The sequence below is a fragment of the Stakelama flava genome, assembly GCF_019351405.1.
Classification (GTDB): domain Bacteria; phylum Pseudomonadota; class Alphaproteobacteria; order Sphingomonadales; family Sphingomonadaceae; genus Sphingomonas; species Sphingomonas flava_A.
Window position 1 is genome coordinate 314658 of sequence record NZ_JAHWZX010000001.1, and the last position, 26463, is coordinate 341120.

22 protein-coding genes and 3 tRNA genes are annotated in these 26463 nt (G+C 61.3%); 6 read left to right on the forward strand and 19 right to left on the reverse strand.

The window, feature by feature from the left end; all coding sequences use genetic code 11:
- Positions 1–22: 22 nt before the first annotated feature.
- Positions 23–99 (reverse strand) — tRNA-His (locus KY084_RS01525).
- Positions 100–146: 47 nt separating this feature from the next.
- Positions 147–1349, reverse strand: a complete 1203-nt coding sequence (locus tag KY084_RS01530) for an ATPase, T2SS/T4P/T4SS family (RefSeq protein WP_219236651.1) — start codon at positions 1347–1349, stop codon at positions 147–149.
- Positions 1350–1483: 134 nt separating this feature from the next.
- Here KY084_RS01530 and KY084_RS01535 point away from each other — a divergent pair, with 134 nt between their 5' ends.
- A complete protein-coding gene (locus tag KY084_RS01535; RefSeq protein ID WP_219236652.1) occupies positions 1484–2161 on the forward strand; it encodes a prolyl hydroxylase family protein in 678 nt (225 codons plus the stop codon).
- Between the two features lie 72 nt (positions 2162–2233).
- Here the strand turns inward: KY084_RS01535 and KY084_RS01540 are convergent, their stop codons facing one another.
- Positions 2234–4948 carry a TonB-dependent receptor domain-containing protein gene (locus KY084_RS01540; protein ID WP_219236653.1) on the reverse strand — a complete coding sequence of 905 codons (2715 nt, stop codon included), beginning with the start codon at positions 4946–4948 and terminating at the stop codon, positions 2234–2236.
- Between the two features lie 95 nt (positions 4949–5043).
- Positions 5044–6666: a hypothetical protein gene (locus KY084_RS01545; protein WP_219236654.1), complete on the reverse strand. Its 1623-nt coding sequence runs from the start codon at positions 6664–6666 to the stop codon at positions 5044–5046.
- Between the two features lie 335 nt (positions 6667–7001).
- Here KY084_RS01545 and KY084_RS01550 point away from each other — a divergent pair, with 335 nt between their 5' ends.
- Entirely contained in the window at positions 7002–8747 is a 1746-nt protein-coding gene (locus KY084_RS01550; protein ID WP_219236655.1) for a DEAD/DEAH box helicase, read from the forward strand.
- Between the two features lie 97 nt (positions 8748–8844).
- On the opposite strand, the gene KY084_RS01555 is transcribed toward KY084_RS01550, so the two are convergent.
- The 4 genes from KY084_RS01555 to lon all read right to left on the reverse strand — a co-directional run bounded on the left by KY084_RS01555 (position 8845) and on the right by lon (position 13298).
- A complete protein-coding gene (locus KY084_RS01555; protein ID WP_219236656.1) occupies positions 8845–9864 on the reverse strand; it encodes a hypothetical protein in 1020 nt (339 codons plus the stop codon).
- Positions 9865–10264: 400 nt separating this feature from the next.
- A tRNA-Val gene (locus KY084_RS01560) sits at positions 10265–10339 on the reverse strand.
- A 74-nt stretch (positions 10340–10413) separates the two neighbouring features.
- A complete protein-coding gene (locus tag KY084_RS01565; RefSeq protein ID WP_219236657.1) occupies positions 10414–10686 on the reverse strand; it encodes an HU family DNA-binding protein in 273 nt (90 codons plus the stop codon).
- Between the two features lie 155 nt (positions 10687–10841).
- Complete coding sequence (gene lon / locus KY084_RS01570; protein WP_219236658.1) at positions 10842–13298, reverse strand: endopeptidase La; 2457 nt, start codon at positions 13296–13298, stop codon at positions 10842–10844.
- 11 nt (positions 13299–13309) lie between these two features.
- Between lon and KY084_RS01575 the strand changes: the two genes are divergently transcribed.
- Positions 13310–13471 (forward strand): hypothetical protein, encoded by a 162-nt coding sequence (locus KY084_RS01575; protein ID WP_219236659.1) that lies wholly within the window; start codon positions 13310–13312, stop codon positions 13469–13471.
- Positions 13468–15186, forward strand: coding sequence for a M1 family metallopeptidase (locus tag KY084_RS01580; protein WP_219236660.1), 1719 nt, complete (start codon positions 13468–13470; stop codon positions 15184–15186). The genes KY084_RS01575 and KY084_RS01580 overlap by 4 nt, the downstream gene beginning before the upstream one ends.
- Before the next feature lie 76 nt (positions 15187–15262).
- Here the strand turns inward: KY084_RS01580 and KY084_RS01585 are convergent, their stop codons facing one another.
- The 6 genes from KY084_RS01585 to KY084_RS01610 all read right to left on the reverse strand — a co-directional run bounded on the left by KY084_RS01585 (position 15263) and on the right by KY084_RS01610 (position 21317).
- Positions 15263–16120: a GGDEF domain-containing protein gene (locus tag KY084_RS01585; RefSeq protein WP_219236661.1), complete on the reverse strand. Its 858-nt coding sequence runs from the start codon at positions 16118–16120 to the stop codon at positions 15263–15265.
- A gap of 203 nt (positions 16121–16323) precedes the next feature.
- The gene (clpX, locus tag KY084_RS01590) at positions 16324–17601 is read right to left on the reverse strand and encodes an ATP-dependent Clp protease ATP-binding subunit ClpX (RefSeq protein WP_219236662.1); all 1278 of its coding nucleotides are present in this window, start codon (positions 17599–17601) and stop codon (positions 16324–16326) included.
- A gap of 215 nt (positions 17602–17816) precedes the next feature.
- Complete coding sequence (locus tag KY084_RS01595) at positions 17817–18476, reverse strand: ATP-dependent Clp protease proteolytic subunit (RefSeq protein WP_281421867.1); 660 nt, start codon at positions 18474–18476, stop codon at positions 17817–17819.
- A 79-nt stretch (positions 18477–18555) separates the two neighbouring features.
- Positions 18556–19488: a glycosyltransferase family 2 protein gene (locus tag KY084_RS01600; protein ID WP_219236663.1), complete on the reverse strand. Its 933-nt coding sequence runs from the start codon at positions 19486–19488 to the stop codon at positions 18556–18558.
- Between the two features lie 32 nt (positions 19489–19520).
- Positions 19521–21164, reverse strand: a complete 1644-nt coding sequence (tig, locus tag KY084_RS01605; RefSeq protein WP_219236664.1) for a trigger factor — start codon at positions 21162–21164, stop codon at positions 19521–19523.
- 68 nt (positions 21165–21232) lie between these two features.
- Positions 21233–21317: transfer RNA gene (locus KY084_RS01610), tRNA-Leu, on the reverse strand.
- 117 nt (positions 21318–21434) lie between these two features.
- On the opposite strand from KY084_RS01610, the gene KY084_RS01615 reads away from it, so the two are divergent.
- Entirely contained in the window at positions 21435–21677 is a 243-nt protein-coding gene (locus tag KY084_RS01615; protein ID WP_246586765.1) for a hypothetical protein, read from the forward strand.
- Positions 21678–21744: 67 nt separating this feature from the next.
- Complete coding sequence (locus tag KY084_RS01620; RefSeq protein ID WP_219236665.1) at positions 21745–22344, forward strand: SCO family protein; 600 nt, start codon at positions 21745–21747, stop codon at positions 22342–22344.
- Between the two features lie 98 nt (positions 22345–22442).
- Here the strand turns inward: KY084_RS01620 and KY084_RS01625 are convergent, their stop codons facing one another.
- The 5 genes from KY084_RS01625 to gatB form a co-directional block, all read right to left on the reverse strand.
- The gene (locus tag KY084_RS01625) at positions 22443–22745 is read right to left on the reverse strand and encodes an antibiotic biosynthesis monooxygenase family protein (RefSeq protein ID WP_219236666.1); all 303 of its coding nucleotides are present in this window, start codon (positions 22743–22745) and stop codon (positions 22443–22445) included.
- An 84-nt stretch (positions 22746–22829) separates the two neighbouring features.
- Entirely contained in the window at positions 22830–23744 is a 915-nt protein-coding gene (locus KY084_RS01630) for a cytochrome c oxidase assembly protein (protein ID WP_219236667.1), read from the reverse strand.
- An 85-nt stretch (positions 23745–23829) separates the two neighbouring features.
- On the reverse strand, positions 23830–24084 hold the full coding sequence (locus KY084_RS01635) for a hypothetical protein (protein ID WP_219236668.1): 255 nt from the start codon (positions 24082–24084) through the stop codon (positions 23830–23832).
- Between the two features lie 133 nt (positions 24085–24217).
- Positions 24218–24862: a peptidylprolyl isomerase gene (locus KY084_RS01640; protein ID WP_246586766.1), complete on the reverse strand. Its 645-nt coding sequence runs from the start codon at positions 24860–24862 to the stop codon at positions 24218–24220.
- Between the two features lie 10 nt (positions 24863–24872).
- Positions 24873–26369, reverse strand: a complete 1497-nt coding sequence (gene gatB / locus KY084_RS01645; protein ID WP_219236669.1) for an Asp-tRNA(Asn)/Glu-tRNA(Gln) amidotransferase subunit GatB — start codon at positions 26367–26369, stop codon at positions 24873–24875.
- Positions 26370–26463 lie beyond the last annotated feature (94 nt).

Below are 26463 nucleotides of genomic sequence, written 5' to 3' on the forward strand. Positions count from 1 at the left end.
AATTGGCGCGAATGCGCGAAAATGGGGCGACCGATGGGACTTGAACCCACGACCCCTGGTACCACAAACCAGTGCTCTAACCAACTGAGCTACGATCGCCGTGAAGCAGCGCGCTTAGCGGCAGGATGTCGCCGCCGTCAAGCATATCAGGCAGCAACCATGCTGCTTCTTGTAATTCGGATCGCTTCGGCCGGGGTGGTTTCGCCTTCGCGCACCAGTGCGCGTGCCGCCGCGCCCAGATTCGGCGTATTCAGAAAAGCATGCCGGGCAAGGATCGCCGCATCGCCGCCCACACCGATCAGGCGGCGGAGCGCATCGTCGGCCCGCACGACCTCCATCGCCGCAATTTCACCTGAAAAACCGCTTCCCCGACAGCGCCCGCATCCCACCGCGCGGAACACCATCGCGCCGGCATCGAAGCCCAGCAGCGCCGCATCCGACCGGCTGGCCTGAACCGGCTGCTTGCACGCACCGCACAGCCGCCGCAGCGCGCGTTGCGCAATGACCGCGCGTAGCACGCAGGCGAGATCGAAGCGGTCGGGCTTTCGCGGCGCAACCAGCGAAATCGCGCCCAGCGCATCGCCCGACGAAACTCCGGCGACGACCAGCCGCGATCCGGCGGCCGACATCGCCATGCGGACCGATTCTGCGCTTTGAAGCGTGTCGATCAGCAGCGTGTCAGCGGCCACCCGCTCGGCACAGGCAAGCGCGGCGTGAAGCGATATTTGCCGGTCATGGTGCAATCGGTCGAGCGAAAGCACCGCGCGGCCGGCGGCACGGTGGTGATCGCCCAGCGCGGCGATGGTGCGCGCCCTTCCGTGCGCATCCGGATCGGCAACGAGGACCAGTCCGGTGCGGCGATCCATGGCATGCGCCACACGTTCGGCGAACTGATGCGGCACGCCCGTGATGGACAGTGCGAAGGCGGGCGGTTCGGAGGCAGGGAGCCGAACAAGCATTATCACGTCGTCGCCCGCAACCACCCGTTCCAGCGCAAGCGCTTCTTCGTCGGCCAGCAGGGCGAGCCGCTTCAGAACGGCAGCGCCCAATGCCCGATCCAACGCAGCCACGCGGCGGATAGCGCCGTCCGGCCAAAGCGCATCAATCACAAGCTGCGGCTGCCCGGCATATAGCCGCAGCGCCTGCGTACCCGCACGTGCCGCCGCCGTCATGAGCGAATGCACGATGGCGTCAGCACGTTCGTCGGCGTTTTCACCATCGCGCGCGCGCAAAAATACAGCTTCACTCAGCGGTGCGGTAATCGGGTCGAGCATCGGCCGCTGCGCGCGCCCGCCAATCGGCGGAACGTCGATACACCCATCCGTTCCGCGCTTCGCCCGCGCTGCCATGCGCGCTCTCCTCCGGCACTTTCGGGAGAAAAGGCTATTGCGGATATTTTTCGCTTCCGTGACAGCGATGCAAAATCGCGGCGACCAGTGGAAACGGGCTTTGCATCGGCCCGGCCCTTGCCCACATTGCGCGGATGACCGTACCGTCCATGTCCGCCGCCCGCGCTCCCGACCTTGGCTCCGGCTATCCGATCGAACCGGTGATCGATCATCTTTCGACCCAGCAACGGGTACAAAAGGTGCCAAGCCCGAAGCTGACTCTGTTCGTGCGCAAACAGTTCCTCGAACCGGCGCTTTGTCAGTCTTTGATGGACCGGATCGATGCGAAGCGGCGTCCCTCGACGGTGGGCGACGATAATGGCGACCCCGGTTTCCGTACCAGCGAGACCTGCGATCTGGCGTCGGAGGATGCGGTTGTCGCCGAACTCGACAAGCGTATTACCGCGTTCACCGGCCTTGACCCGCTTCACGGCGAACCGGTGCAGGGGCAGCGCTATGCCGTCGGACAGGAGTTCAAGGCGCACACCGATTATTTCGAACCGACGGGGCAGGATTACGACAAATATTGCCGCGTTGCCGGGCAGCGAACCTGGACCGTGATGATTTACCTGAACGAACCGGACGCCGGTGGCGCGACCCGGTTCAAGGTCATCGACAAGATCGTGAAACCCGAAACCGGAAAGCTGCTCGCCTGGAGCAACCTTCGCGCCGATGGCAGCCCCAATGCGGCCACGCTCCACCACGCGATGAAGGTACGCGCGGGCACCAAATATGTCGTCACCAAATGGTTTCGCGAGCGCCACTGGGGATAGACGCTCCGTACCTGCCCCGGCGATCGATACAAAACAGGCCCCGGACCATTGCGGGGCCTGCACCTGCCCAAATCAGAACTTCGCGCTCAGGCCCAGCGAATATATCCGCCCGCGATCATAGCGGTTGAAATACACCCGGCCGTTTTCGCCGAAATCCTGATATTCCTTGTAATCGGTGTGGAGAAGGTTGCGCCCCTCCAGCTTCAGTTCGAACGCAGTGCCCGCAACCGTGAAGCCCTGACGCGCGACCAGATCGAGCTGAACGCCAGGATATTCATAGGTGTCGGGCAACGTGTCCGAACCGTTATATTGCGCCCCGCGCGCGGTGATCCGTTTGCTGGCGTAATTGGCGAGCAGCGTAATCTGCGACAGGCTTTCGGTGTCCTCGACGCCGATCTGCACATTGACGATATGATCCGACTGACCGGTTAGCGGCGCGCCGTCGACATACAGCGTGTTCGCCGGGATCATTTGCGTCGCTGAACCCGCCAGCGGATAGGGCACATCCTCATCACCCACCTTCAGCTTCGATTGGGTATAGGTGTAGTTGGCGATGATGAAGGCGCGCCGGGTCCCGAAACCGCTTCCCACCCAGTCGAGCGGGAAATATTTCGTCGCCTCCACCTCAGCACCATACAGTTCGGCCGCCGGGGCATAGGAAAAGCCGGTCAGAACCGGATTGTCCTGCGAAGTGAAGAAGGACACCGTCTCGATCGGATTGTCGAGATGCTTGTAAAAACCTGCAATACTCAGGCTTTGCTGATCGGCGAAATACCATTCGAAGCGCGCCTCGGCATTTTTCAGCACCGTATCGGTAAGATAGGGATTGCCGATAAAGCTGCGGGTCGAATCGAAATCCTGATAGAATTGGGGGGCGAGTTCACGAAACTGCGGCCGGGCGATCGTCTTCGACCCCGCGATGCGCACCTGCATGTCAGGCGCGAAGTTCCAGGTGATCGTCGCCGCCGGCAGCCAGTGGTCAAGGTCCAGCTTGGTCCCGACGAAAACATCGTCGCCGGTATTCACCGACTCCGTCGCGTCTTCATAGCGCACGCCGATCGTCGCGCGCAGGCCATCGGCAAGTTCCGATTCGATCTGTCCGTATCCGGCATGGATGGTCAGTCCACCACGATAACGCGCCGCCCCCTGGCTGGCCGATGTGTTGATCAACGTGACGCATCCGTCGGCGGGCACATCGCATGAATCGTACAGCACCGTATCCGAAAGCAGCTGGTCGGGGCGCAGATAGCTGTACGGTGTGGGCAGCGATCCGCCATTGGCATAGCGATATTCGAAGCTGAACCGGGTCGAATCCCGATCCGTGTCCGAATAATAATACCCGGCGGAAAGCGTGGTGGGCCGCGCCATGGGCAGCTTGTACGAAAGGTCCGCCTGCCCGCTCCACAAATCCTCGTTCAGATCGCTGAAATTGACCGTGGCATAACTGAACGCCGTCTGGTTCAGCGCATTGACGTACACCCCATTGTCGGGGTCGTATTTATACTGGAACTCGCGCTCATACGGCGCCTTGCGCTTGGTATTGGCATAGGCGCCGCGCAGGTCGATCCCCAGGTTGCCGATCTTGAATTCGCCGGTCGCTTGGCTTTCGAACAACTGCCGTTCATACCAGTTGCTATTCTGCTGAACGATCGGATCGCCGCTGGAATTGGTATAGTTGGTCGCGGTCGCCAGACGCCCCTGTTTCAGCGTGTCGTGGATATAGACATTGGTCCAGCGGATGCGCTGTTCGCCAAATTCCGCGCCCAGGCCCAGCAGGCCGTTGGCGACGATCCGGTTATCGGTGATGACCGCGTCGAAATCGTTACGCTTCTGTCCGTTCGGTGTGGTCGTATCCTGCTGAGTCGTCTCGCGCGTGCGGAACGTATTGGAGAAATTGCCCGCCGCGATCACGCCCAGCCGGCCGGTGCCGATATCGGTGGAGGTGCCGAAACTCAGATCAGCGCCCAGATTGGCGGGCAGATGGTAATTGGCCTGAAGGACCGTCGTCTTCCGATTATCCATCTGCGCGATCTGATCGGTGGTGACATAGGCCGAGCTGCCATTGCCAAGCCCGATGTCGCGGATGAAGGAAGGCACATCGCGGGTGCCGTCGTCGAACCCGTTCCAGTCATGACCGCCGCCATCATAAACATAGCCCAGTTCGCTGGTGCTTTCGGTATCCGCCGCGATCGAACCGCCTATTTTGAGGAAGGTCTTGTCGGGGATGGCGCGCGTCGTCAGATTGATGACGCCGCCGCCGAATTCACCCGGATAGTTGACCGAATAGCTTTTCTGAACCAGCGCGCTGCCGACGATTTCGGTTGGAAAGATGTCGAGCGGCACCGTCCGGCGAAGCGGTTCGGGGCTGGGAAGCGGCGAACCGTTGAGCATGGCGAGCGAATAGCGATCGCCAAGGCCCCGCACGAAGACAAACCCGGAATTGACCACGGAAAGGCCCGTGACCCGGCCGAGCGCCCCGGCGATGTCGCCCTCGCCCGTGCGGGCGATATCCTCGCTCGAAAGTACCGAGAGAACCTGCGGCGTCGCGCGAACCTGATTGGGAATATTCTGGCCGACGACGACGATATCCCCGGCCGATTGCGGATCATATCCGGGCGTTGACACTTCCACATCCTGATCGTCTGGCTGACGGTCCTGTGGCGGGGCGGCGGTGGCGGGGGCGCTCTGGGCACCCGAAGCGCTGCCCCCGGTCTGGGCGAGCGCCGCCGGGGCGACGAGTTGTGTCGTGAACAGCAACATCGTGCCGAATGCTAGTGGCTTGGTCATGGCAGGAATCCCGCTCGAATTAGCGAATGTCGAGGCGCCGGGACGGCGGATTTTCCGCAACATCCCGGCGCCGGTTCCATCGAACGCCGTCGGCCTTAACGGCCGGAACAGGCGAAATAGACGGACGTGAACATCGGCGGGCCAAGGTCCTGAAGCGCGCTGTCGGCGGGGCGCACCGTGCTGCGATCCGACTGGCTCTTCTCACGCGCGATCATGTTCAGGCACGGCACGTCGGTATCGACTACCATGTTGTAGAAATGATAGTCCGCGCCGCCGCGAATGCGCAGCGCTGCCGGCGATGGCGAGGTGTGGATGACGGTAACGTTCGCAACTTGGCCATATTGGCGGGGCAACAGGTCTTCATTGCCGTTCGAATCGATCTCGAAGGCGAAGCTGTCGTCGGTCGACCCGCCAACCTTCTGCGCGATCACCACATATTGGATCATGCCGCGCCAGCCATTGTCGGTGTCCAGACTGTCGTCATCCGCGCCGATCAGCGCGAGATGCTTCAGATTGACGGTGCCGCCAAAGAATTCGATGCCGTCATCCGACGAATTGAACGTCTGAAGATGGTCGATCGTCGTACCCGAACCGACACCGCCCAGCGTCAGGCTTTGCAATTCGTTGCCCGGTGCGATCGCGATACCCGAATAGTTGATCTGGACATATTCGATCTCACCGCTCGAATCGGCGGCGTCGGGACCGCCGTAATTATGCGGAGAGGCGAATCCTTCGATCGCATTTTCGCAGGTCGTGCTCGACCCCGCCGCATTGTTCGGGCCGGTGCCCGACGCGCAAACCGCCGTCGGTGCCTGACCCAGCAGGATCACGCCGCCCCACTGCCCCTGCGATCCTTCGCTGACGCCGCCGGTGGTAATGCTCTGACCCGATGTGAAGATGATCGGATTGTCGGCGGTGCCCACCGCGTGGATCTGCGAACCGCGATTGACCAGCAGCGCGTCGTTATTGGCATTATCCGAATCCGACGCGATCACCACGCCCGGCTGGATCGTCAGATTGCCGACGGTGCCGCCGCCATTGCCGGTGGTGCCCATATCGGTGCCGACCTGTACCAACCCGCTCAGCCGATAGATGACGCCAGCGACATAGGGCAGCGTGTAGGTGCCGTTGATCTGGCTGGGCAGCGTACAGATACGGAAATCGTTGATGACGCCCGCATCGGTCGTGCCGCTGGCGCACGCGCTGGCGGCAGGCGTGGTGGCGGGCTTTTCCATCGGAAGGTCGGTGCACGCGCGATCGCTGCCGAAGTTCGCAGCGCTGGAATTACAGGTCCAGCCCGAAAAGGACGTATCGCCCTGACCGTTGAGCGCACCGATATATTGCGCCCGGTCGAAAAACGCATCGACGCCCGACATATCGGTAGCGGTCAGTGTCGCGGCGGCGTTGGCGGCGAGCAAGCCGCTCAGCGGGCTGGTGCCGTCGGCAACGACATTGTCGCCCGACTCGGCGATTTGCAGCTGTTCTTCCGGGGTGATGGTGATGCCGCTATCGCCTTCGCCATCGTTCGACGCGAAATCTTCCGCGGTGAAGCTGGCGCCCGGCGTGGGAGTCGGTGTCGGCGCGGGAGCGGGCGTGGGATTCACTACTACGGTGCCAGCACCGGGCGATGCGACGCTGTCCGCGCCGTCACACCCCGAAAGCGCCGCCGCCGAACACCCTGCCAGCAGCATCAAACCGATACGATGAATCCGTGCCATAAAACCGTTCCCCTTATTTGCACCGCTCCGCCGACGTGAAATGCAGGGTGCGGGACCCGATTCGGCGAAGCGCTGCGATTGCAGGGCCGTGGCTAGGGACGTCCGATGACAGGACGATGCGGTTTTGGAGACGCTTTTGTTACGCTTGCGTGGCGTGACTATGACACCCCGCGCGCGATACCCCGGCACGGGTAAAAAGAATGCGAGCCAAAGCCGCACAAATCCTGTATGGCCGCACGCGAAGCCAGTGATGCGACCTTTGGGCAGGGCTGTCCCTGCCACGCATCGGCATATCCCGCCCGCCGCCATCGCGGCTTGGCCAATTCGAAAGCATCATGACCTTTACCACCCTACCGCCCGTTTTCGGCGATGCCCTTGCCGAGCGCGGCTATGCCGAACCGACCGCCGTACAGGCCGCCGTCCTTGCCCCCGAAGCGCAGGGGCGCGACCTGATCGTTTCCGCCCAGACCGGATCGGGAAAGACGGTCGCTTTCGGGCTGGCCCTGTCGGACGACCTTGTTCGCGAACTTGACGGACTTACCGACAGACCGCTCGCGCTCGTCATCGCGCCGACGCGCGAATTGGCGCTTCAGGTGAGCCGCGAACTGGCTTGGCTCTACGCCAGAACGGGCGCGCGCATCGCCACCTGCGTCGGCGGGATGGATGCGTCGAAGGAGCGGCGCACGCTTCGCGGCGGCGCGCATATCGTGGTCGGCACGCCGGGGCGGCTTCGCGATCATCTTGAACGCGGCGCGCTCGACCTTTCGGCGCTGGGCGCGGTGGTGCTCGACGAAGCGGACGAAATGCTCGATATGGGCTTTCGCGAGGATCTGGAAGAGATACTCGACGCCACGCCCGATCAGCGACGGACGCTGCTGTTTTCAGCGACGATGCCCAAATCGATCGTCGCGCTCGCAAAACGATATCAGCGCGACGCGCTGCGCATCTCGACCGCTGGCGACGATCGCGGCCATGGCGACATCGCGTTTCAGGCGGTTACCGTTTCGCCGTCTGAAATCGACGCGGCCGCGATCAACCTGCTTCGCTTTCACGAAGCGGAAACCGCAATCCTGTTCTGCGCCACGCGCGACAATGTCCGTCGGCTGCACGCCACGCTGCTCGAACGCGGTTTCGCCGCCGTCGCGCTTTCGGGCGAACATTCGCAGTCGGAGCGCAATCAGGCGCTTCAGGCGCTTCGCGATCGCAGAGCGCGGGTGTGCGTCGCGACCGACGTGGCGGCGCGCGGTATCGACCTGCCCAGCCTCAGTCTGGTCGTCCATGTCGAAATCCCGCGCGATGCCGAAACGCTTCAGCACCGCTCGGGCCGGACGGGGCGCGCCGGGAAGAAGGGCACGGCGGTACTGATCGTGCCGTATCCGCGCCGCAGACGCGTCGAATCAATGCTGCGCGGTGCGAAGATACAGGCCGACTGGATCGACGCGCCTACGCCCGAAACGATCCGCGCGCAGGATCGCGAGCGGCTGCTTGCCGACCTGCTTCAACCCGCTGAATATGATGAGGAGGACCGCGCACTCGCGCAGCGCCTGATCGCCGAACGCTCGCCAGAGGACATCGCCGCCGCTTTGGTCCGTGCGCACCGCGCCGCCATGCCGCAGCCCGAAGAACTGATCGCGAACACACCCGAAGCGCGTCGCGCGGCGCAGCAGGAGCGTCACCGGCCGGGTTTCGAAGATGTCGTCTGGTTCCGCCTCGACATAGGACGACGCCAGAATGCCGATCCGCGCTGGCTGCTTCCACTGCTATGCCGCCGTGGCCATATCACCCGCAACGAAGTGGGCGCGATCCGCATCGGCGCGAACGAAACCCATTTTCAGGTGCCGAGCGCCATTGGCGGCAAGTTCAGCGCGGCAATCGCGCGCACGGCGAGCGACGAAGGCGACGAAGCGAGCGTTCATATCGAACCGTCCGAAGGCCCACGCGATGCCCCGCGCGGCAACCGCACCGGCGGACCGCGCAAAGGCCGCGCCAACGCACCCGGCGCAGGTCGCCCGGCAGGTGCGAAACGCCGTCCGCATCCAACCGGCAAAAAGCCCAAACGCCGCAAGGACCACCCGTCATAAGCGCCTCAGGCGTGGCTGCACCAAAGAATACGCCACCCAACAAGTCGCCTTAGCGGTTTCTGGAGTACCGAACCCCCGCTATTGGGACGATATTTTCCTACCGATATCCGGGGGACGCATAGCCGACGCCCACTGATGCTTCCGGACAGAAATCACCCCCTGGTGGTGTGCCTTCCCGGAACTTGGCCGGCCCCCCCGCACCGTCGCTCAGACGAGGGTACAGATCGGGATACCACACAAATGGACTTATGTTGTCGCTCGAATACACCCCCCGGCCGGCTTCATAGCCTGGGGCGTAACAAGTCACTCGATCGCGAACCGTTCGATCCGGGCCAGGAGCAATCCACACATCCCTGACCGTGATCGGATGAGACGTATTGTTCCATTGGTCAATGCTGTCTGAAAACCAGTATGCCGAACCATAGCCGCTATTAGGCGCGGCATTTTCAAGGCAATGCGCATTCGATTCTACGATAATAATTTCACCTGTTATCGCTGCCTGCGCTGACAGGAACATACCCTGATAGTTGGTCGTGAACGTCGTACGATGTGAATACAGACTGCGGATGGGCTGACCCAGTTGCAGAAAGTCTGGATGAAGACCCGCATTATCCCCCCGAAGCCCATCTCCCCAGCAATTCTGGATGTAAATGTCAGGATTGGTGCCCGATCCGCCCCCCGCTGAAAAACAGTCCGAAGGTTGCCGAATCAAATTTACGGCGATTCCTTCAAAATAAGCGCTGCCGCTCAAACCATACCATTGATGCGCACGCGATCCGCCGCTGGGATTATAGTCAACCCTACCCCCGATCTGGCGTACGTTTCGACCCGTTGTAAGGTTAAAACCACCAACGCGTGGTGATTCACTTGGAATGAAATTAATATCTGTGTTCGTTGATGCGCCCGATGGGTCACCTTGATATCCCGTTCCAAGATTGACGACGATCGGATTGGAAAGCGCTGGTGGCGCGAACAAAAGACGCTCGGCGTATCGATGCCCGCTAACCGGTTGCAACAAGTCCGCATTTTCAAGAGCATTGATAAACTGCGCTTTTGTTGCAGCGTATCCCAGATCGTCAAGTGCCGATACGACTTGCGCTTCTGTCGGTGTAGGCATGGATTCGGATCCTTCTTTAGCGAGGCAAGCAATCGTGAAATTGCCAATCCAAACTACACAAATGCAAACTATCCTTAAAGCTGGCCAACCTCGGACATATCTCTTTTATCGTCCATTTGGTTCTTCGACTGACCAAAGGTTTGCCACTGCATCACAACGCCACTGTAAAATACAGCGTCGTGGAATAAGGTCGTAAAAACTTCATGGAGCATCGCTTGCCAAGCCAACCGAAGTCAATGCGATCGGCGAATTTCGAAGCGTCGAGCGGGCATCCAACGAGATTCTTCGGGACATGGAGGAATTGGTGCCAGATACTTTGCACCGGTCCGGCACCGGAGCCGGACTCCCCAACATCCAACCCGCGGAGGTGAAAATGTCAGGGTAGACCGGCCTTAGAAGGTGGTGGGCGCGGCTGGGATTGAACCAGCGACCCCTGCGGTGTGAACACAGTGCTCTACCACTGAGCTACGCGCCCATGCCCTGTTCAACAGGGCGGGTGGGGAGCCTCTAGGGAAGCCCCCGCCGCTTGTCCAGTCCTTTACAGACCGATCAGTTGACCGAGTCTTTCAGGCCCTTGCCGGCCTTGAACTTGGGCTGAGTCGAGGCCTTGATCGTCATCGGCTCGCCGGTGCGCGGATTGCGGCCCGTCGATGCCTTGCGATTGCTGACCGAAAACGTGCCGAACCCGACCAGGCGAACTTCGTCACCCTTTTTCAGGGCACCGGTGATCGAATCGAAAACCGCTTCAACGGCCTTGCTGGCATCGCCCTTGCTCAGACCCGACTGGTCGGCAACCTGCCCGATGAGTTCCTGCTTGTTCATATTCGTCGAACCCCTGTTTGTTCCGGTTTGAAAAATAATCACTAGCCGCCGTGCCGTCGACGGCGCGTGACTGAATGACCAGTAAGGCGGTTCATATCCCTGCTGTCAAAAGGAAAATGACGTTTTTCCGCGAGAAACCACGAAAAAACCCGCGCTTAATGCGGCAAAGCGCCCCCTACGCCGCCCACCGGCTGCTGGGGCTGGGCCGCCAGTTCATCGGCATCGGTCCAGTCGATCGGCTCCAGCGACTCGGTCAGCGCGATTCGCAAAACCTCGTCGACATGGCGCACGGGAACGATCTCCAGCGCTTCGCGGATATTCGCGGGAATTTCGGCAAGGTCCTTCTCATTTTCTTCCGGAATGAGGACAAGTTTGATCCCGCCGCGCATCGCTGCCAGCAATTTTTCCTTCAATCCGCCGATCGGCAATACCCGGCCGCGAAGCGTGACTTCGCCGGTCATCGCCACATCCTTGCGAACCGGAACGCCGGTCAGCGTCGATACGATGGAGGTAACCAATCCGATGCCCGCCGATGGCCCGTCCTTGGGCACGGCGCCTTCGGGCAGATGGACGTGAATGTCCTTGCGGGCGAAAATGCTGGGCTTCACGCCATATTGCGGGGCACGTGCCTTGACGAAGCTCATCGCGGCCTCGACCGACTCCTTCATCACCTCGCCCAGCTTGCCGGTCGTCTTGATCGCGCCCTTGCCCGGCACGGTAACACTTTCGATGGTCAGCAATTCGCCGCCCACCTCGGTCCAGGCAAGCCCGGTAACCGCACCGATCTGGTGCTCTTCCTCCGAAATGCCGAAGCGATATTTGCGCACCCCCGAAAAATCGCGAAGATTTTCGGGGGTGACCACCACGCTCTCGACTTCGTTTTCGAGTATCTTGCGAAGCGCCTTTCGCGCCAGCTTGGCGATTTCCCGCTCCAGCGTTCGCACCCCCGCCTCGCGCGTATAATAGCGGATCAGGTCGCGAAGCCCCGCTTCGGTCAGTTCGAACTCGCCTTCTTTCAGGCCGTGCATCTCGACCTGCTTTTCGATCAGGTGGCGCTGCGCGATCTCCACCTTTTCATCCTCGGTATAGCCTTCGAGGCGGATGATCTCCATGCGGTCGAGCAGTGGCTGGGGCAGGTTAAGCGTGTTGGCGGTGCACACGAACATCACGTCCGAAAGATCGATGTCGATCTCAAGATAATGATCGTTGAATTTGTTGTTCTGTTCGGGGTCGAGCACTTCGAGAAGCGCCGATGCCGGGTCGCCGCGAAAATCCTGGCCCAGCTTGTCGATCTCGTCGAGCAGGAACAGCGGGTTGCCCGTTCCCGCCTTTTTCAGGTTCGACACGATCTTGCCGGGCAGACTGCCGATATAGGTGCGGCGATGGCCGCGAATTTCGGCCTCGTCGCGAACGCCGCCAAGCGATTGGCGAACGAATTCACGCCCCGTCGCCCGCGCGATCGATTTGCCGAGCGACGTCTTGCCAACGCCCGGAGGGCCGACAAGGCACAGGATCGGGCCTTTCAGCTTGTTGGTGCGCGCCTGCACCGCCAGATATTCGACGATACGGTCCTTCACCTTTTCAAGCGCATAATGGTCCTCGTCGAGCACCTTTTCCGCCTCGGTCAGGTCCTTTTTCAGCTTTGACTTCTTGCCCCAGGGCAGGCCGAGCAGCACGTCGAGATAGTTGCGCACCACCGTAGCCTCGGCGCTCATCGGCGCCATGGTCTTCAGCTTTTTGAGTTCCGCCTGCGCCTTGGCGCGCGCTTCCTTGGACAGTTTGAGCGCGCCGATCTTCTGGGTCAGCTCGGCGATCTCGTCGCCCTCGCCTTCCTCGCCCTCATTGCCCAGTTCGCGCTGGATCGCCTTCAACTGTTCGTTGAGATAATATTCGCGCTGGGTCTTTTCCATCTGCCGTTTCACGCGGCTCTTGATCTTCTTTTCGACCTGCAGGACGCCCAGTTCGCCCTCCATGAAGGCATAGACCATTTCCAGCCGCTTGGCGGGATCGGTTTCGACCAGCAGCGACTGTTTATCGGCCACCTTGACCGCAATATTGGCGGCAACCGCGTCGGCGAGGCGCGATGGATCGTCTAGTTCGGCCAATTGCCCGGCCGTTTCGGCGGGCAGCTTGCGGTTGAGCTTGGCATAGTTTTCGAACTGCTCGATCACAGAGCGCATCAGCGCCTTAAGATCGGGACTGAACTCTTCGGGCGTGATGTCACGCACCTTTTCGCCCAGTTCGGCGCTGGTGGACTCAAGACTTTCATCGCCCCCCTCGACCGGCGCCACGGTCGCGGTAAGATAATCGCCGGTCGCTTCCAGCCCTTCGAGCCGGCCGCGCTCCTTGCCCGAAACCAGCACGCGTACCGTCCCGTCGGGCAGCTTCAGCAACTGAAGCACCTCGGCCGACACACCGGTATCGTACAGATCGTCGCGGTCGGGATCGTCCTCGGCAGGATCGAGCTGCGCGACGAGGAAGATTTCCTTGTCATCTGCCATCGCCGCTTCCAGCGCGGCGACCGATTTGTCGCGCCCCACGAACAGCGGAACGATCATGTGCGGAAAGACGACGATGTCGCGAAGGGGAAGGACGGGATAGGATTGTTTCATGAATACTCCGGATGGCGCCCGTCACGGCGCTTGGCTTTGTTTTATATATGGGGATCGTAAAGCCTCCATCAACGTCGGCGAAACTTTCCGAACCGGACATGCTTGCCATCGCCGACCCGACCGGCGACACCACGCCTGATATTTTTGCCGGGGGGAGCGCCAGATACCCATGAAGTGCCGCCATTTTTTCACCACAGCCGCGCTGGCCGCGCTTTGCCCCCTTACGGCGCATGCCGTTCCCGACAAGGGCAAGCCCGAACTTACCGCGCAGACCATGCGGTCAGGCGGGCCGATCAATCCCGAACAGGCCAGCCTTCGCTTCGATCATGCCGATCTTGCGTTCGAGGTTTTTCCCGACAGCGAAACGATCAAGGGGGTCGCCACGCTCGACTTCACCGCTACCGGGTCGCTGAACCGGCTGCTGATCGATCTCGACCGGAACCTCCCGGTCAGCGCGGTCTCGATCAACGGGAAGGCACTGCGGCCCGCCGCCTGGACGAACCCGGAAGGAAAATTGGCGATCACCCTGCCGCGCCATATCGCAAAAGGCGGCACGATCCGGGCGAAGATTACCTATGGCGGTACGCCGCATGTCGCGGTTCGCGCGCCATGGGACGACGGCATGGTGTGGGCGCGAACCCCGGACGGCCAGCCCTGGATCGCAACGACGGCGGAAGGCTATGGCTGCGACCTGTTCTGGCCATGCCTGGACTTCCCGACGGGCGAACCGGGCAGCGTAGACCTGCACATCACCGTGCCGGCCGGGCTGAAAGCGCCCTCGAACGGCGTACTGAAGGGGGTGGATACGCTTCCCGACGGCCGCACTCGCTGGAACTGGCATGCGAAGCACCCCAACACCTATGCCATCGCGCTGAACATCGGCCCGTATAAAGAACTGCACGCGACCTATCACAGCCGCTACGGCAATGATATTCCGCTATATTACTGGTATCTGCCGGGCGAGGAGGAAGCGGCGAAGGACCTGTTCGCCGAATTCGCCCCGACGCTCGATTTCTACGAAAGCAAGATCGGCCCCTATCCGTTCGGGGACGAGAAGATGGGCGTGGTGCACACCCCCTATCTCGGCATGGAGCACCAGACGATCAACGGTTATGGCAACCATTACAAAAAGACGCCAAGCGGCTTTGACGAGATATTCCAGCATGAATTCGGCCATGAATGGTTCGCCAACCAACTGACCGCCGCGAACTGGGACGATTACTGGCTGCACGAGGGGTTCGAGGAATATATGCAGCCGCTCTATGGCCTGTGGCTGCAGGGGCAGGCGCGGTACGACGCGATGATGCTCGATCAGCGCAACCGGATCGTGAACAAGGTGCCGATGGTGCGCGGCCGCGTCATTACCGAGGAAGAGGTGTATGAGGCCAAGGACGGCGGTCCGGGGCAGGACATCTATTTCAAGGGCGCGTGGATGCTCCATACGCTGCGCAATCTGATCGGCGACAAGGATTTCTACGCCGCTACCCGGCTGGAGGTCTATGGCCGCCCCGACCCGAAACCCGGCAACTTCACGCCGCGCTACGGTTCGACCGATGAATTCGTCCGCAACGTCAATCGGGTGACGGGCAAGGATTATGGCTGGTTCTTCAACGTCTATCTGAAACAGGCCGCGTTGCCTGAATTGCAGCAGCATCGCGGCAACGGGCGGCTCGACCTTTCCTGGAAGGTTCCGGGCGGCGGCCCCTTCCCCATGCCGGTCGAAGTGCAGGCCGGCGACCGGTTCGAAACCGTACCGATGACCGATGGCCATGGCAGTATCGCGGTGCCCGACGATGCCCATATCGTGCTCGATCCGCATGCGCGCATCCTGAAAGTCGAACCGGCGGTGGAAGCGGCCAAGGCGTGGGAGGCGGAGCAGCAGCAATAACGCACCAAAGCGTTAGGATGATGGAAAGCGCCGTTATCGATAGTGTGCTGGCGCAGCGGATTGTCGCCCGATGCGGCTAGGGCACCTCCGCAAGCACTGGTTCGATGCGGTCGCGCCCCCCGCGTTTGGCGCGATAAAGCGCCCGGTCGGCGGTCATCAGCGCGGTATCCATGCCTCTCATGCCATAGGGTGCCACTCCGCCCGAGAAACGAACATCCGCACCGCCCGGCACGTCGAGCGGTTCGTCGCGAAGCGACTGGGCGAGCCGTTCGAGGATGCCGGTCGATTCGCGCACCGTCGCGCCGGTCAACAGCACCACGAACTCTTCCCCGCCCCAGCGCGCGATCAGGTCCCCCCGGCGAAGCGCGCCTACCAGACGGTGGGAGAATAGGCGAAGCACATCGTCCCCCGCCCGGTGGCCATAAGTATCATTGACCGCTTTGAAATGATCGAGGTCGACGATCGCGAGCGCGCTGTAATCATAACAATGGGCGACTTCGGCAACGCGCGCTTCGAACCCGCGCCGGTTCCACAGTCCGGTAAGCGGATCGCGATGCGCGGCTTCGTCCAACTGATCGACCAGGTCGTGCGTGGCAGTGGCCGCGCGGTTCACGCTGGTGATCAGCGCACCCATCAGATCGCGGCCGTCACATTCCTCAAGCACCGGCCATTCCCCCTCGCCAAGCGCATCCAGTGCCTCGGTACTGCGCCTTACCGGGACGAGCAGCCAGTTGATTGCCGAAAGCGCGAAGGCAGTTCCGGCCAGCGTGGCGATGACCAGCACGCCGGTATCGCGCCAGCCGAAATGACCGAGCGCGAGCTGCCACAGCACGAAGACGATCAACGGGACGTGCGTACCGATAAAACACACTAAAAACAGACGCATGCGCAGATCGGTCGGAAAAAGGAACCGCGTCGCGCGATAGAAACGCATTCACTACCCCTGAAATCAAATCGCAGTGTTCACGCGCCAATCGCACCCGTCCGGCAAATCCGCGTAGATTGGCAGCGCCAGACCATAATTTGCCACCTGCGCGCGCGTTTCGAAAGCGCCTCCGTCAAAAAGCGCGAATAAAAAAAGGCCGGGGCAGTGAATGCCGCCCCGGCCCCTTTCTCAACTTGGAAAGCACTGTCGGATCAGGCAGCGTCGCCGCCGCTCGCACCCGTCTTCTTCTTTTCGGCATAGACGCGAACCGGTTCCTTGCGGCCTTCGACCACATCCTTGTCGATCATCACCTCATCAACGCCGTCCATGCTGGGCAGGTCGAACATGGTGTCGAGCAGAATACCCTCAAGTATCGAGCGCAGGCCTCGCGCACCGGTCTTTCGTTCGATCGCCTTCTTGGCGATCGCCACCAGCGCGTCGTCGTTAAAGCCCAGGTTCACATTCTCCATGTCGAACAGCTTGTTATACTGTTTGACCAACGCGTTTTTGGGCTCAGTGAGAATCTTGACCAGCGCGTCGTTGTCGAGGTCCTCCAACGTCGCAATAACCGGCAGACGCCCGACAAATTCGGGAATAAGCCCGAATTTCAGCAAATCTTCCGGCTCGACCTGACGAAGAACCTCACCCGTGCGGCGCTCTTCCGGCGATGCGACATACGCGCCGAAGCCGATCGATTTGCGCTGCAGGCGGTCGCCGATAATCTTGTCCAGCCCCGCGAACGCACCGCCGCAGATAAACAGGATGTTCGTCGTATCGACCTGCAAGAATTCCTGCTGCGGGTGCTTGCGCCCGCCTTGGGGCGGCACGCTGGCAACCGTGCCCTCCATCATCTTGAGCAGCGCCTGCTGAACGCCCTCGCCCGAAACATCGCGTGTGATCGAGGGATTTTCCGCCTTGCGGCTGATCTTGTCGATTTCGTCGATATAGACGATGCCGCGCTGGGCGCGCTCGACATTATAATCGGACGCCTGAAGCAGTTTCAGAATGATGTTTTCTACATCTTCACCGACATAGCCCGCTTCGGTAAGCGTCGTCGCGTCCGCCATGGTGAACGGCACGTCGAGGATGCGCGCCAGCGTCTGCGCGAGCAGCGTCTTGCCGCACCCGGTTGGGCCGACCAGCAGGATGTTCGACTTGGCAAGCTCGACATCGGCGCCCTTCGCACCGTGGTTGAGCCGCTTGTAATGGTTATGAACCGCGACCGACAGAACACGCTTCGCCTGTTTTTGCCCGATGACATAGTCGTCGAGCACGTCGCAGATTTCCAGCGGCGTGGGTACGCCGCCGTCCTTTTTCGAAACCAGCGCCGACTTCGTTTCCTCGCGGATGATGTCGTTGCACAGTTCCACGCATTCGTCGCAGATGAAGACGGTGGGGCCCGCGATCAGCTTGCGCACTTCGTGCTGGCTCTTTCCGCAGAAGGAGCAATAGAGCGTGCTTTTCGAATCGCCGCCGCTCAATTTCGTCATAAAATCCGTACCTTTTCAGTCCGGTATCACAGCCGCCAGACGCATTTGCCTGCACGTCATGGCCGCGGGCCGGACTCGCTTACTGTACCCGACACTTTGCCGTGCCGATAGCCAATATGTCTACCCGGTGATTTTCAAACAACCCGTTGACGTAGCGACAAAGATGCGGCGGCGGCGCTTTTCCGGCCGGAATTACCGCCGCCGTCCACACGCGATCAGCTTTCCGACGACGGAGCGGGCGTGCTTTCGCCGTCTTCCTTGCCCGGTCCGGGGCGCTTTTCATATACTTCATCGACCAGGCCGAATTCCTTCGCCTCGCCCGCTTCGAGGAAGGTGTCGCGATCCATCGCCTTTTCGATCTTTTCCAGCGGCTGACCGGTATATTTGCAATACAGATCGTTCATACGCTTGCGGATTCGAAGGATTTCCTTCGCCTGGATTTCGATATCCGACGCCATGCCCTGCGCGCCTCCCGACGGCTGGTGAACCATGATTCGGGCGTTGGTCAGTGCCACGCGCATCCCGGGTTCGCCGCTCGCAAGCAGGAAGCTGCCCATCGACGCTGCCTGACCGATGCACACGGTGCCGACACGCGGACGGATATACTGCATCGTGTCGTGGATCGCCATGCCGGCGGTCACGACCCCGCCCGGCGAATTGATATACATCCAGATGTCCTTGGTCGGATTTTCCGATTCCAGGAACAGAAGCTGGGCGGTGATGAGAGACGCCATCTGGTCCTCCACCCCGCCGGTCACGAAGACGATCCGTTCGCGCAACAGGCGCGAATAGATGTCGAAGCTGCGTTCGCCGCGGCTCGACTGTTCGATCACGATCGGAACGAGGGCATCCATGGGGTCGTAATTGTTCTGCATAAAATCCCGCTCGGTTGGTTGGCCCCGCCAACATCGGCGCTCGCATCGCGCGGCGCAAGGGGCGGCAGGCGGGTTGTCGTCAAACGCCGGGCGGGCGCTGCGCGAGATAGGCCAGTCGGCGCACCTCGCGCCGCCCACGGACCACGGTGTCGAGGATCAGCCCGGTGAAGATGTTGAGCGCCGCCAGCAGCATCAGCCCGGTCGAAAGGATCGCGGTGGGGAAGCGCGGCACCAGCCCGGTTTGGGCATAGGTAACGAACAGCGGTATCGCGAGCACGATCGCGACCAGTGCAAGCATCGCCGCGACAAGGCCGAAATATAATAATGGCCGTTCGACCCGGTACAGCGTGATGATGGTGCGTACGATGCGCAGGCCGTCGCCATAGGTGTTGAGCTTCGACGCCGATCCGTCGGGACGCGCGAAATAGCGTGTTTCAACCTCACCCACCGGCATTTTCAATTCCAGCGCATGGACGCTGATTTCGGTCTCGATCTCGAACCCGCCGGTCAGGACCGGGAAACTTTTGACGAACCGCCGCGAAAATACCCGGTAGCCGGAAAAAATATCGGTGAAGCTGCGTCCGAACAGCCGCGCGAGCAGGCCGGTCATCAGCCGGTTTCCGGTAACATGGCCGCGACGATAGGCCTTGGCCGCATCATGGATGCGCGCGCCCACGACCATGTCCAGCTGTTCGTTCAGCAGCCGATCGACCATCGCGGGCGCGGCATCCGCGTCATAAGTCGCATCGCCGTCGGCCATGACATAGATATCCGCCTCGACATCGGCGAACATGCGGCGGACTACATTGCCCTTGCCCTGAATCCGTTCGGTCCGGACGATCGCGCCCGCATCCGCCGCGACCTCTCGCGTGCGGTCGCGCGAATTATTGTCGTAAACATAAATCGCCGCGTCCGGAAGCGCGGCACGAAAGGCGGCGACCGTCTGCGCGATCGCCGCCTCTTCGTTATAGCAGGGCAGAAGCACCGCGACATGCGGGCTATCGTCGGTCATCACACCTGCCCCTTCACCTTAAAAGGCGGAGATCAGCCTTCCTTCTTGGCAGCCGCTTTCTTGGCCGGAGCCTTTTTGGCGGCGGGCTTCTTCTCGCCCTCGCTGTCGTCAGACTTCTTGGCGGGCGCCTTTTTGGCTGCGGCTTTCTTGGCCGGGGCCTTCTTTTCGGCAGCAGGCTCCTCGTCCGTATCAGCCTTGGCCGCGGCCTTTTTGGCGGGCGCCTTTTTGGCCGCAGGCTTTTCCTCCGACTTGGCTTCATCAGCCTTGTCATCGGTCTTCTTCGCAGTGGCCTTTTTGGCGGGCGCTTTCTTCTTGGCGGCGGGCTTTGCCTTTTCGGCCTCTGCCTCGTCCTCAGCCTCGATCGCGGCTTCCAGTTCCTCGCGAGTTACTTCGCGATCGGTGATTTCCGCCTTTTCGAACAGGAAGTCGACGACCTTGTCCTCGTAAAGCGGTGCGCGAAGCTGAGCGGCAGCCATCGGCTCCTGCTGAACATACTGAATGAACCGTTCACGGTCTTCCGGGCCGTATTGCTGCGCCGCCTGCATGATCAGGCGGCTCATTTCCTGCTGCGTGACCTCGACGCCGTTTTCCTGACCGATTTCGGAAAGCAGCAGGCCCAGGCGAACCCGGCGCTCGGCGATCGCGCGATATTCGTCGCGGTCGTTTTCCAGTTCCTTCTTCGCCGCTTCGGGATCTTCCTCATGGCTCGCTTCATGCTCAAGCTGGTGCCAGATCTGCTGGAACTCCTGCTCGACCATGGTCGGCGGGACGGGGAAATCATGCCCGGCGGCAAGCTGATCGAGCAGCTTGCGCTTCATATGCGTACGGGTAAGGCCGTTCAGTTCCTGCTCGACCTGCCCCTTCATCAGTTCGCGAAGCTGCTCCAGGCTTTCCAGCCCCAGATTCTTGGCGAAGTCATCGTCGACCTTCGTTTCCCCGGCGACCTTCACCGCCTTGATGGTCAGGTCGAACGTCGCTTCCTTGCCGGCCAGTTCCTTCGCGCCATAATCTTCGGGGAAGGTGACGGTAATCGTCTTTTCCTCGCCCGCCTTGACGCCGACGATCTGATCTTCAAAGCCGGGGATCAGGCGGCCCGATCCGATCTCGACCGCCATATCCTCACCGGTGCCGCCGTCGAACGCGGTGCCGTCCACCTTGCCGACGAAATCCATGACGACCTGGTCGCCTTCCTTCGCCTTGCGCGTCTTGGGTGCATCCTCGAACTGCTTCTGCTGGCCGGCAAGCGTTTCGAGCTGTTCGTCGATCACGCTTTCATCGGCGGGAACGGTCAGGCGCTCCAGCGTCAGCCCGTCGATCGACGGGGTCGGGACATCGGGCAGCACTTCCAGTTCGACCGCGATCTCCGCATCCTTGCCGGGTTCGTAATCGTTCTTCAGTTCGACCGAAGGCTGCATCGCCGGACGCAGCTTATGCTCGGCGATCAGCGAATCGACGCCTTCGCGGATGCTGTTGTTCAACGCGTCCTGGCTCAGCGCCTCGCCGTGCATTTTGCGGATCAGGTTGGCGGGCACCTTGCCGGGCCGGAAACCGGGCATACGGACCTGCGGCGCGACACGCTTCACTTCGGCATCGACTTTCGCATCGATGTCCTTGGCGGTGATCGTCATCGTATAGGCGCGTTTCAGGCCTTCGTTCAACGTCTCGACAGTCTGCATTCCCACGCTTTCAAAATAGAATTTCAAGGATCCCTATTGGCTGGCATCCCGATCACAGGGGCGGAAACTGGTGCGGGCGAAGGGACTCGAACCCCCACATCTTTCGATACTGGAACCTAAATCCAGCGCGTCTACCAGTTCCGCCACGCCCGCAAACGGACACCGCCGGTCGGCCGGCTCTATAGCAGCCATGTTGTTTCGAGCAAGTGTCCCGCAACCCAGCCCCTTCCCATGCGTTTTCACGGGCCAAAGGACAAGGAGAAACACGCCGTGCCCGATCAGCCATCACCCGAACCGTTTCCGCTGCCCGACACCCATCCGCCTGAAACGCCGGTGCGCCCTACGCCCCAACCTACCCAGCCGCCGCCCGAGCGCCCCGGCGAACCCGATCCGGGACTTCCCGGCGCGCCTCCGCCCGAAATATCGCCGCCCGGCCCCGATATCGATGTTCCGGACCCCGGCCCCGCGCCGCAACCCGGCCCGACCACGGTACCGGGACAGCCGGTCGATTGAAGCCTCCGATCGGCCGCACGGCATCAGCCCTGGCGCTGCCCCGCCTTCGCGCTTAAGGAAGCGGCACATGCGCATTCCGCTGTTCCCGCTTCTCGCCGCATCGGCGCTGATGTCCTGCTCGCCCGGCGGCGGCAATTGGCACGGCACCGATATCGATGGTCAGGTTCCCGCGCTTTCGCTTCATATGACGCAAGCGGCAACGGGTAAGCCTGTCGATGCCGACAATTTCCGCGGGAAGGTGACGCTGCTGTATTTCGGCTATACCTTCTGTCCCGACATCTGTCCGATGACATTGTCCAACCTCGGCCGCGCGCTTCATCAGATGGGCGATGCAGCAAACGATGTCCGCGTCCTGTTCGTCACCGTCGATCCGCGCCGCGACACGGCAAAACAAGTCGCCGACTATGTAAAGGCGTTTGGTCCCCAATTTGTGGGCCTGCGCGGCAGCGAGGACCAGCTTGCCCGCATCGCCAAACGCTATCGCGTCGCCTATTCGGTGAAACCCGCCGCCGATCCTGCGAAATATGAAGTTACGCACAGCAGCGCATTGTTCGTCTTCGATCGCGACGGGGAGGCGCGCCTGCTCGAAAACTCGCTTTCCACCGACAAGCCCGACATTGACGGCGTCGCCGCCGACCTGAAACGGCTGACAGCCGAAAAGCCTTAGTATCGAAACGGTGCGGTGTTTTGTAACGCCCGGACAGTTTCTGGCTGCCGCTACTCTCGCCACGACCATCGCGTGGCTGCGATACCTGTTGCCGCCAGCTAAGGCGCGGCGACCACATCGACCACTACTTCATAATTTTCGAGGCGGAGGTCAGCTATACCGGCCTCGGAAACACCGTCCTGATGGATACCCTCCACAGTACCCGCAGAGACGGCTTCCATATCTTCGCGGGTCTTCCATAGCGAGATGTTGAGCGCTTTGCCGGTGGCTTCATCGACGAGAAGGAGGAAGCCCGAGAACCCCGGTCTCTCACGGGCGCCGGGAAGTTGCTGCTTGGCGAGACTGACAAAGCCGTCGACACCTTCGTCCCCCATCTGTGCGGAAATAACTCGTGCGAACATGCTTGCTCCTGCTGGCAGGGTTCCCGCGTTCGCTTTTACGGTGTCTCCCATTGGATTGACAGGAAATGGTCTAATCGGGCTATTCTACCGTCCGGTCCAGCCGGCACTCGACACGCCGCCATTTCCGGGCCGGGCGGTGCGCTCCTGTTCGCGGCGCATGTTGTTCAGCACGCAAATCAGCCCGACGACACTCATCATCGCGGGCGGAATCCACACCACGCCGCCGCCCAGCCGCTGGTCCGAAATCGCGTCGATGCCGGGATAGAGCCGCCCGCACCAGGCATAAAAACCGTAAATGTCGCTATCGGCAAAAGCGATGATTGCGCCAAGCGCGATCTGCGGGAAGATGATGCCGACACTCATCACCGCGCGCATCGCGAAACTGTTACCCGCCTGCCCGGCCCCGCGCGGGTCCAGCACCACCGCCCAGAACAACAGCCCGTCGATCACCATCGACCAGTTCATCACCGTGTAAAGCGCGGGATTGATCATCGCGACGAAATGCACCGGCGGCCAGAGCCATAGCGCGATCAGCCCCAGAAAAAAGGCGATGGCGATTTCCGGCTGGCGGAAGAACCGCATCACTGCGTGCATATGGCGATGGGATGCCACACGGCGCACGGGGCCGGGCATTCCTGCCGCTATCGTTTGCCAGGGCCATGCAAGCGCGATCAGAAAGGGCCCCAGATGATGCATCACCACATGCTGGATGCGGTTCAGGAAGAACATATGCTGGGCGGCATATTCGAAATGCGTCTGAAGCACTGCCCAGATCGCCGCCATGCCGATCAGAAACAGGACAATCCGCCCCGCGCCCATCGGCACCGCGCGCAAGCCGCGAAAGAACCACCAGAGTGTGAAGGCGGCGGCGAGAAACCAGAGCGGCGAAAAATCCCATGGTGCCCAGAACGGCATCCACGATGCGCGATAGTGCGCAATCGTCCACAGCAGGCACGTCACCACCGCGATTCCCACTACGCCGGGGACATCGCCGCGCATGCGATCACCGATCAGATTTTTGGAAACAAGCGGACTCACCCGTTCGGGCTACACCTGTGGCAGGGGCAAGGCAAAGGGAGAGGCTTTAACCCTTGGATGAAGCATCGTCGTGGCCGCTCTGACGATAGCGGCCCAGTTCGTTCGCCTGCTGCGGGTTCATCCCGTCATAGGCGGCGCGGGCAGCATCGGAGATCGAGATCACGACATCGGGCACTTCGACGGTTCGGATATCGTCCTTGCCGCGAACGACATAGGCGGTGTCGAAAAAGGGACGCACCTTCACATAATCGACAAGAAAGGCCGCATCATTGGTGACTGGACGGGAACCATCGGCTGACATTGTACAGCTCCGTTTTCGCAGATAGCGCCCACCTGATGGCGATCAGCTTAACGAATTTCCGCCGCGCCATGACCTCCGCAAATATACAGCGGCGAAAGGCAGCTTTTCGCTAACCATAAAGGCGGCGGCGATGTCATTCCGCCAGTCGCTTCGCCTTTACGATTATCACCGGGTCTGCGGGCATTTCGCCCTTGAACGCGCCGCGATCGTTCTTTTCGGGGTCGAGCGGCGTGTCGAGGATGCTGACAAGGACATCGCGCCCCTCCACCACCTTGCCGAACGCGGCATAGCCCAGATTATCGCCGGACGCTTCGGGATGCGCATCGAAGGACGGGCGCTGATCGCCCAGCGTGATCGTGAATTCGCCCTGCGCGGTGCCGGGCTTCAATCGCGGCATCGAAAGCGTGCCGTCGGTGTGGTGAAGCCCCGTTTCGGTCGTCGGCTCATGCTTGATCGGGGGAAACAGCTTTTTCGGGTTGGTCTGCATCCCGAACTGGACGAATCCGAATTCGTTATCGACCTTCACGATGCGATAAAATTTGGCGCCGTTCATCCGGCCCGAATCGACATAATGCAGGAAATTCTTCGCAGTAATCGGCGCGTCTTTGGTATCGACGGCGACCACCATCTTGCCCGCGCTGGTGTCGAGTTCGACGCGCGGCCATCCGGCATAGGGATCGGGCAACCCCTTGATCGGCGAAGGCGCGTCCTGTGCCAGTGCAGCGCTTGCCACCAGCATGGGCAGGAACATCGCCGACACCTTTATCACCAACCGCATCGCCCTCTCCTCAGCCAAGCGCCTTTTTCAGCAGCTCGTTGACGACCTGCGGATTGGCCTTGCCCTGCATCGCCTTCATCGTCTGACCGACGAAAAAGCCGAACAATTTGTCCTTGCCGCCGCGATAATCGGCGACCTTGTCGGGGTTTGCCTCCAGCACCTTGGCAATCTCGGCTTCGATCGCGCCGGTATCGCTGGTCTGCTTCAGCCCCTTTTCCTCGACGATCTTCGCAGGCGCATCACCGGTTTCCAGCATGATCTCAAGCACCTGCTTGGCGATGCTGCCAGAGATTGTGCCATCTGCAACCAGGCCGAGCAGTTCGGCACCCTTTTCCGGGCTGACAGGGCTGTTCTCGATGTCCTTGCCCAGCCGGTTCAGTGCGCCGAACAGTTCGGAGATCAGCCAGTTGGATGCCGCTTTCGCGACTTCCGCCTCACCCTTTTTCTGAATCCGCGCGCTTTCGGCGAGCAGCGCCTCGAACCAGCGCGCGGTTTCGGCATCGGCGGTCAGGACGGCGGCGTTATAGGCCGGAAGGCCAAGGTCGCCTTCATAGCGCCGACGCTTGGCATCGGGCAATTCGGGCAGCGTCGCACGGCATTCGTCCAGAAATGCGTCGTCAAGCACCAGCGGCAGCAGGTCGGGATCGGGAAAGTAGCGATAATCATGCGCATCTTCCTTCGACCGCATCGACCGCGTCTCACCCTTGTCGGGGTCAAACAGGCGAGTTTCCTGAACGATCCGCCCGCCGCTTTCGAGCACATCGACCTGACGCTGCGCCTCCTGCTCGATCGCCTGCATCACGAAGCGAACCGAATTGACGTTCTTCGTCTCGGTCCGAGTACCCAGTTCCCCGCCCGGCTTGCGCACCGAGACATTAACGTCGGCGCGCATCGACCCCTGATCCATATTGCCGTCGCACGACCCGACATAGCGCAGGATCGAACGCAGCTTGGTCAGATACGCGCCCGCCTCCTGCGGCGAGCGCATGTCGGGGCGGCTGACGATTTCCATCAGCGCAACCCCCGAACGGTTGAGATCGACATAGGAGCGCGTCGGGTGCTGATCGTGCATCAGCTTTCCGGCATCCTGTTCGACATGGATACGCTCGACGCCGATTTCCTTGACCTCGGCCTCCGGGTCCTTTTCGTCGAGGCTCACCTCGATCACTCCCTCGCCCACAAGCGGGTGATAGAGCTGCGAAATCTGATAGCCCTGCGGCAGATCGGCGTAGAAATAATTCTTGCGATCGAAGCGCGACCATTTGTTGATCACGGCATTGATCGCCATGCCGGTGCGAACCGCCTGACGAATGCATTCACGGTTGGGCACGGGAAGCATCCCCGGCATCGCCGCGTCAACCAGCGAGACCTGCGTGTTCGGCTCCGCCCCGAACGCGGTCGAAGCGCCCGAAAACAGCTTCGCCTTCGACGTGACCTGCGCATGGACCTCAAGGCCGATCACGACCTCCCATTCGCCCGTTGCGCCCTGAATGCGGTAATTGCTCATCGCTCTGTTTCCGTTCGGGCTGAGCCTGTCGAAGCCCCGCCCTTCTTCAAGAAGAAAGTACCGCCCTTCGACAAGCTCAGGGCGAACGGTGAGG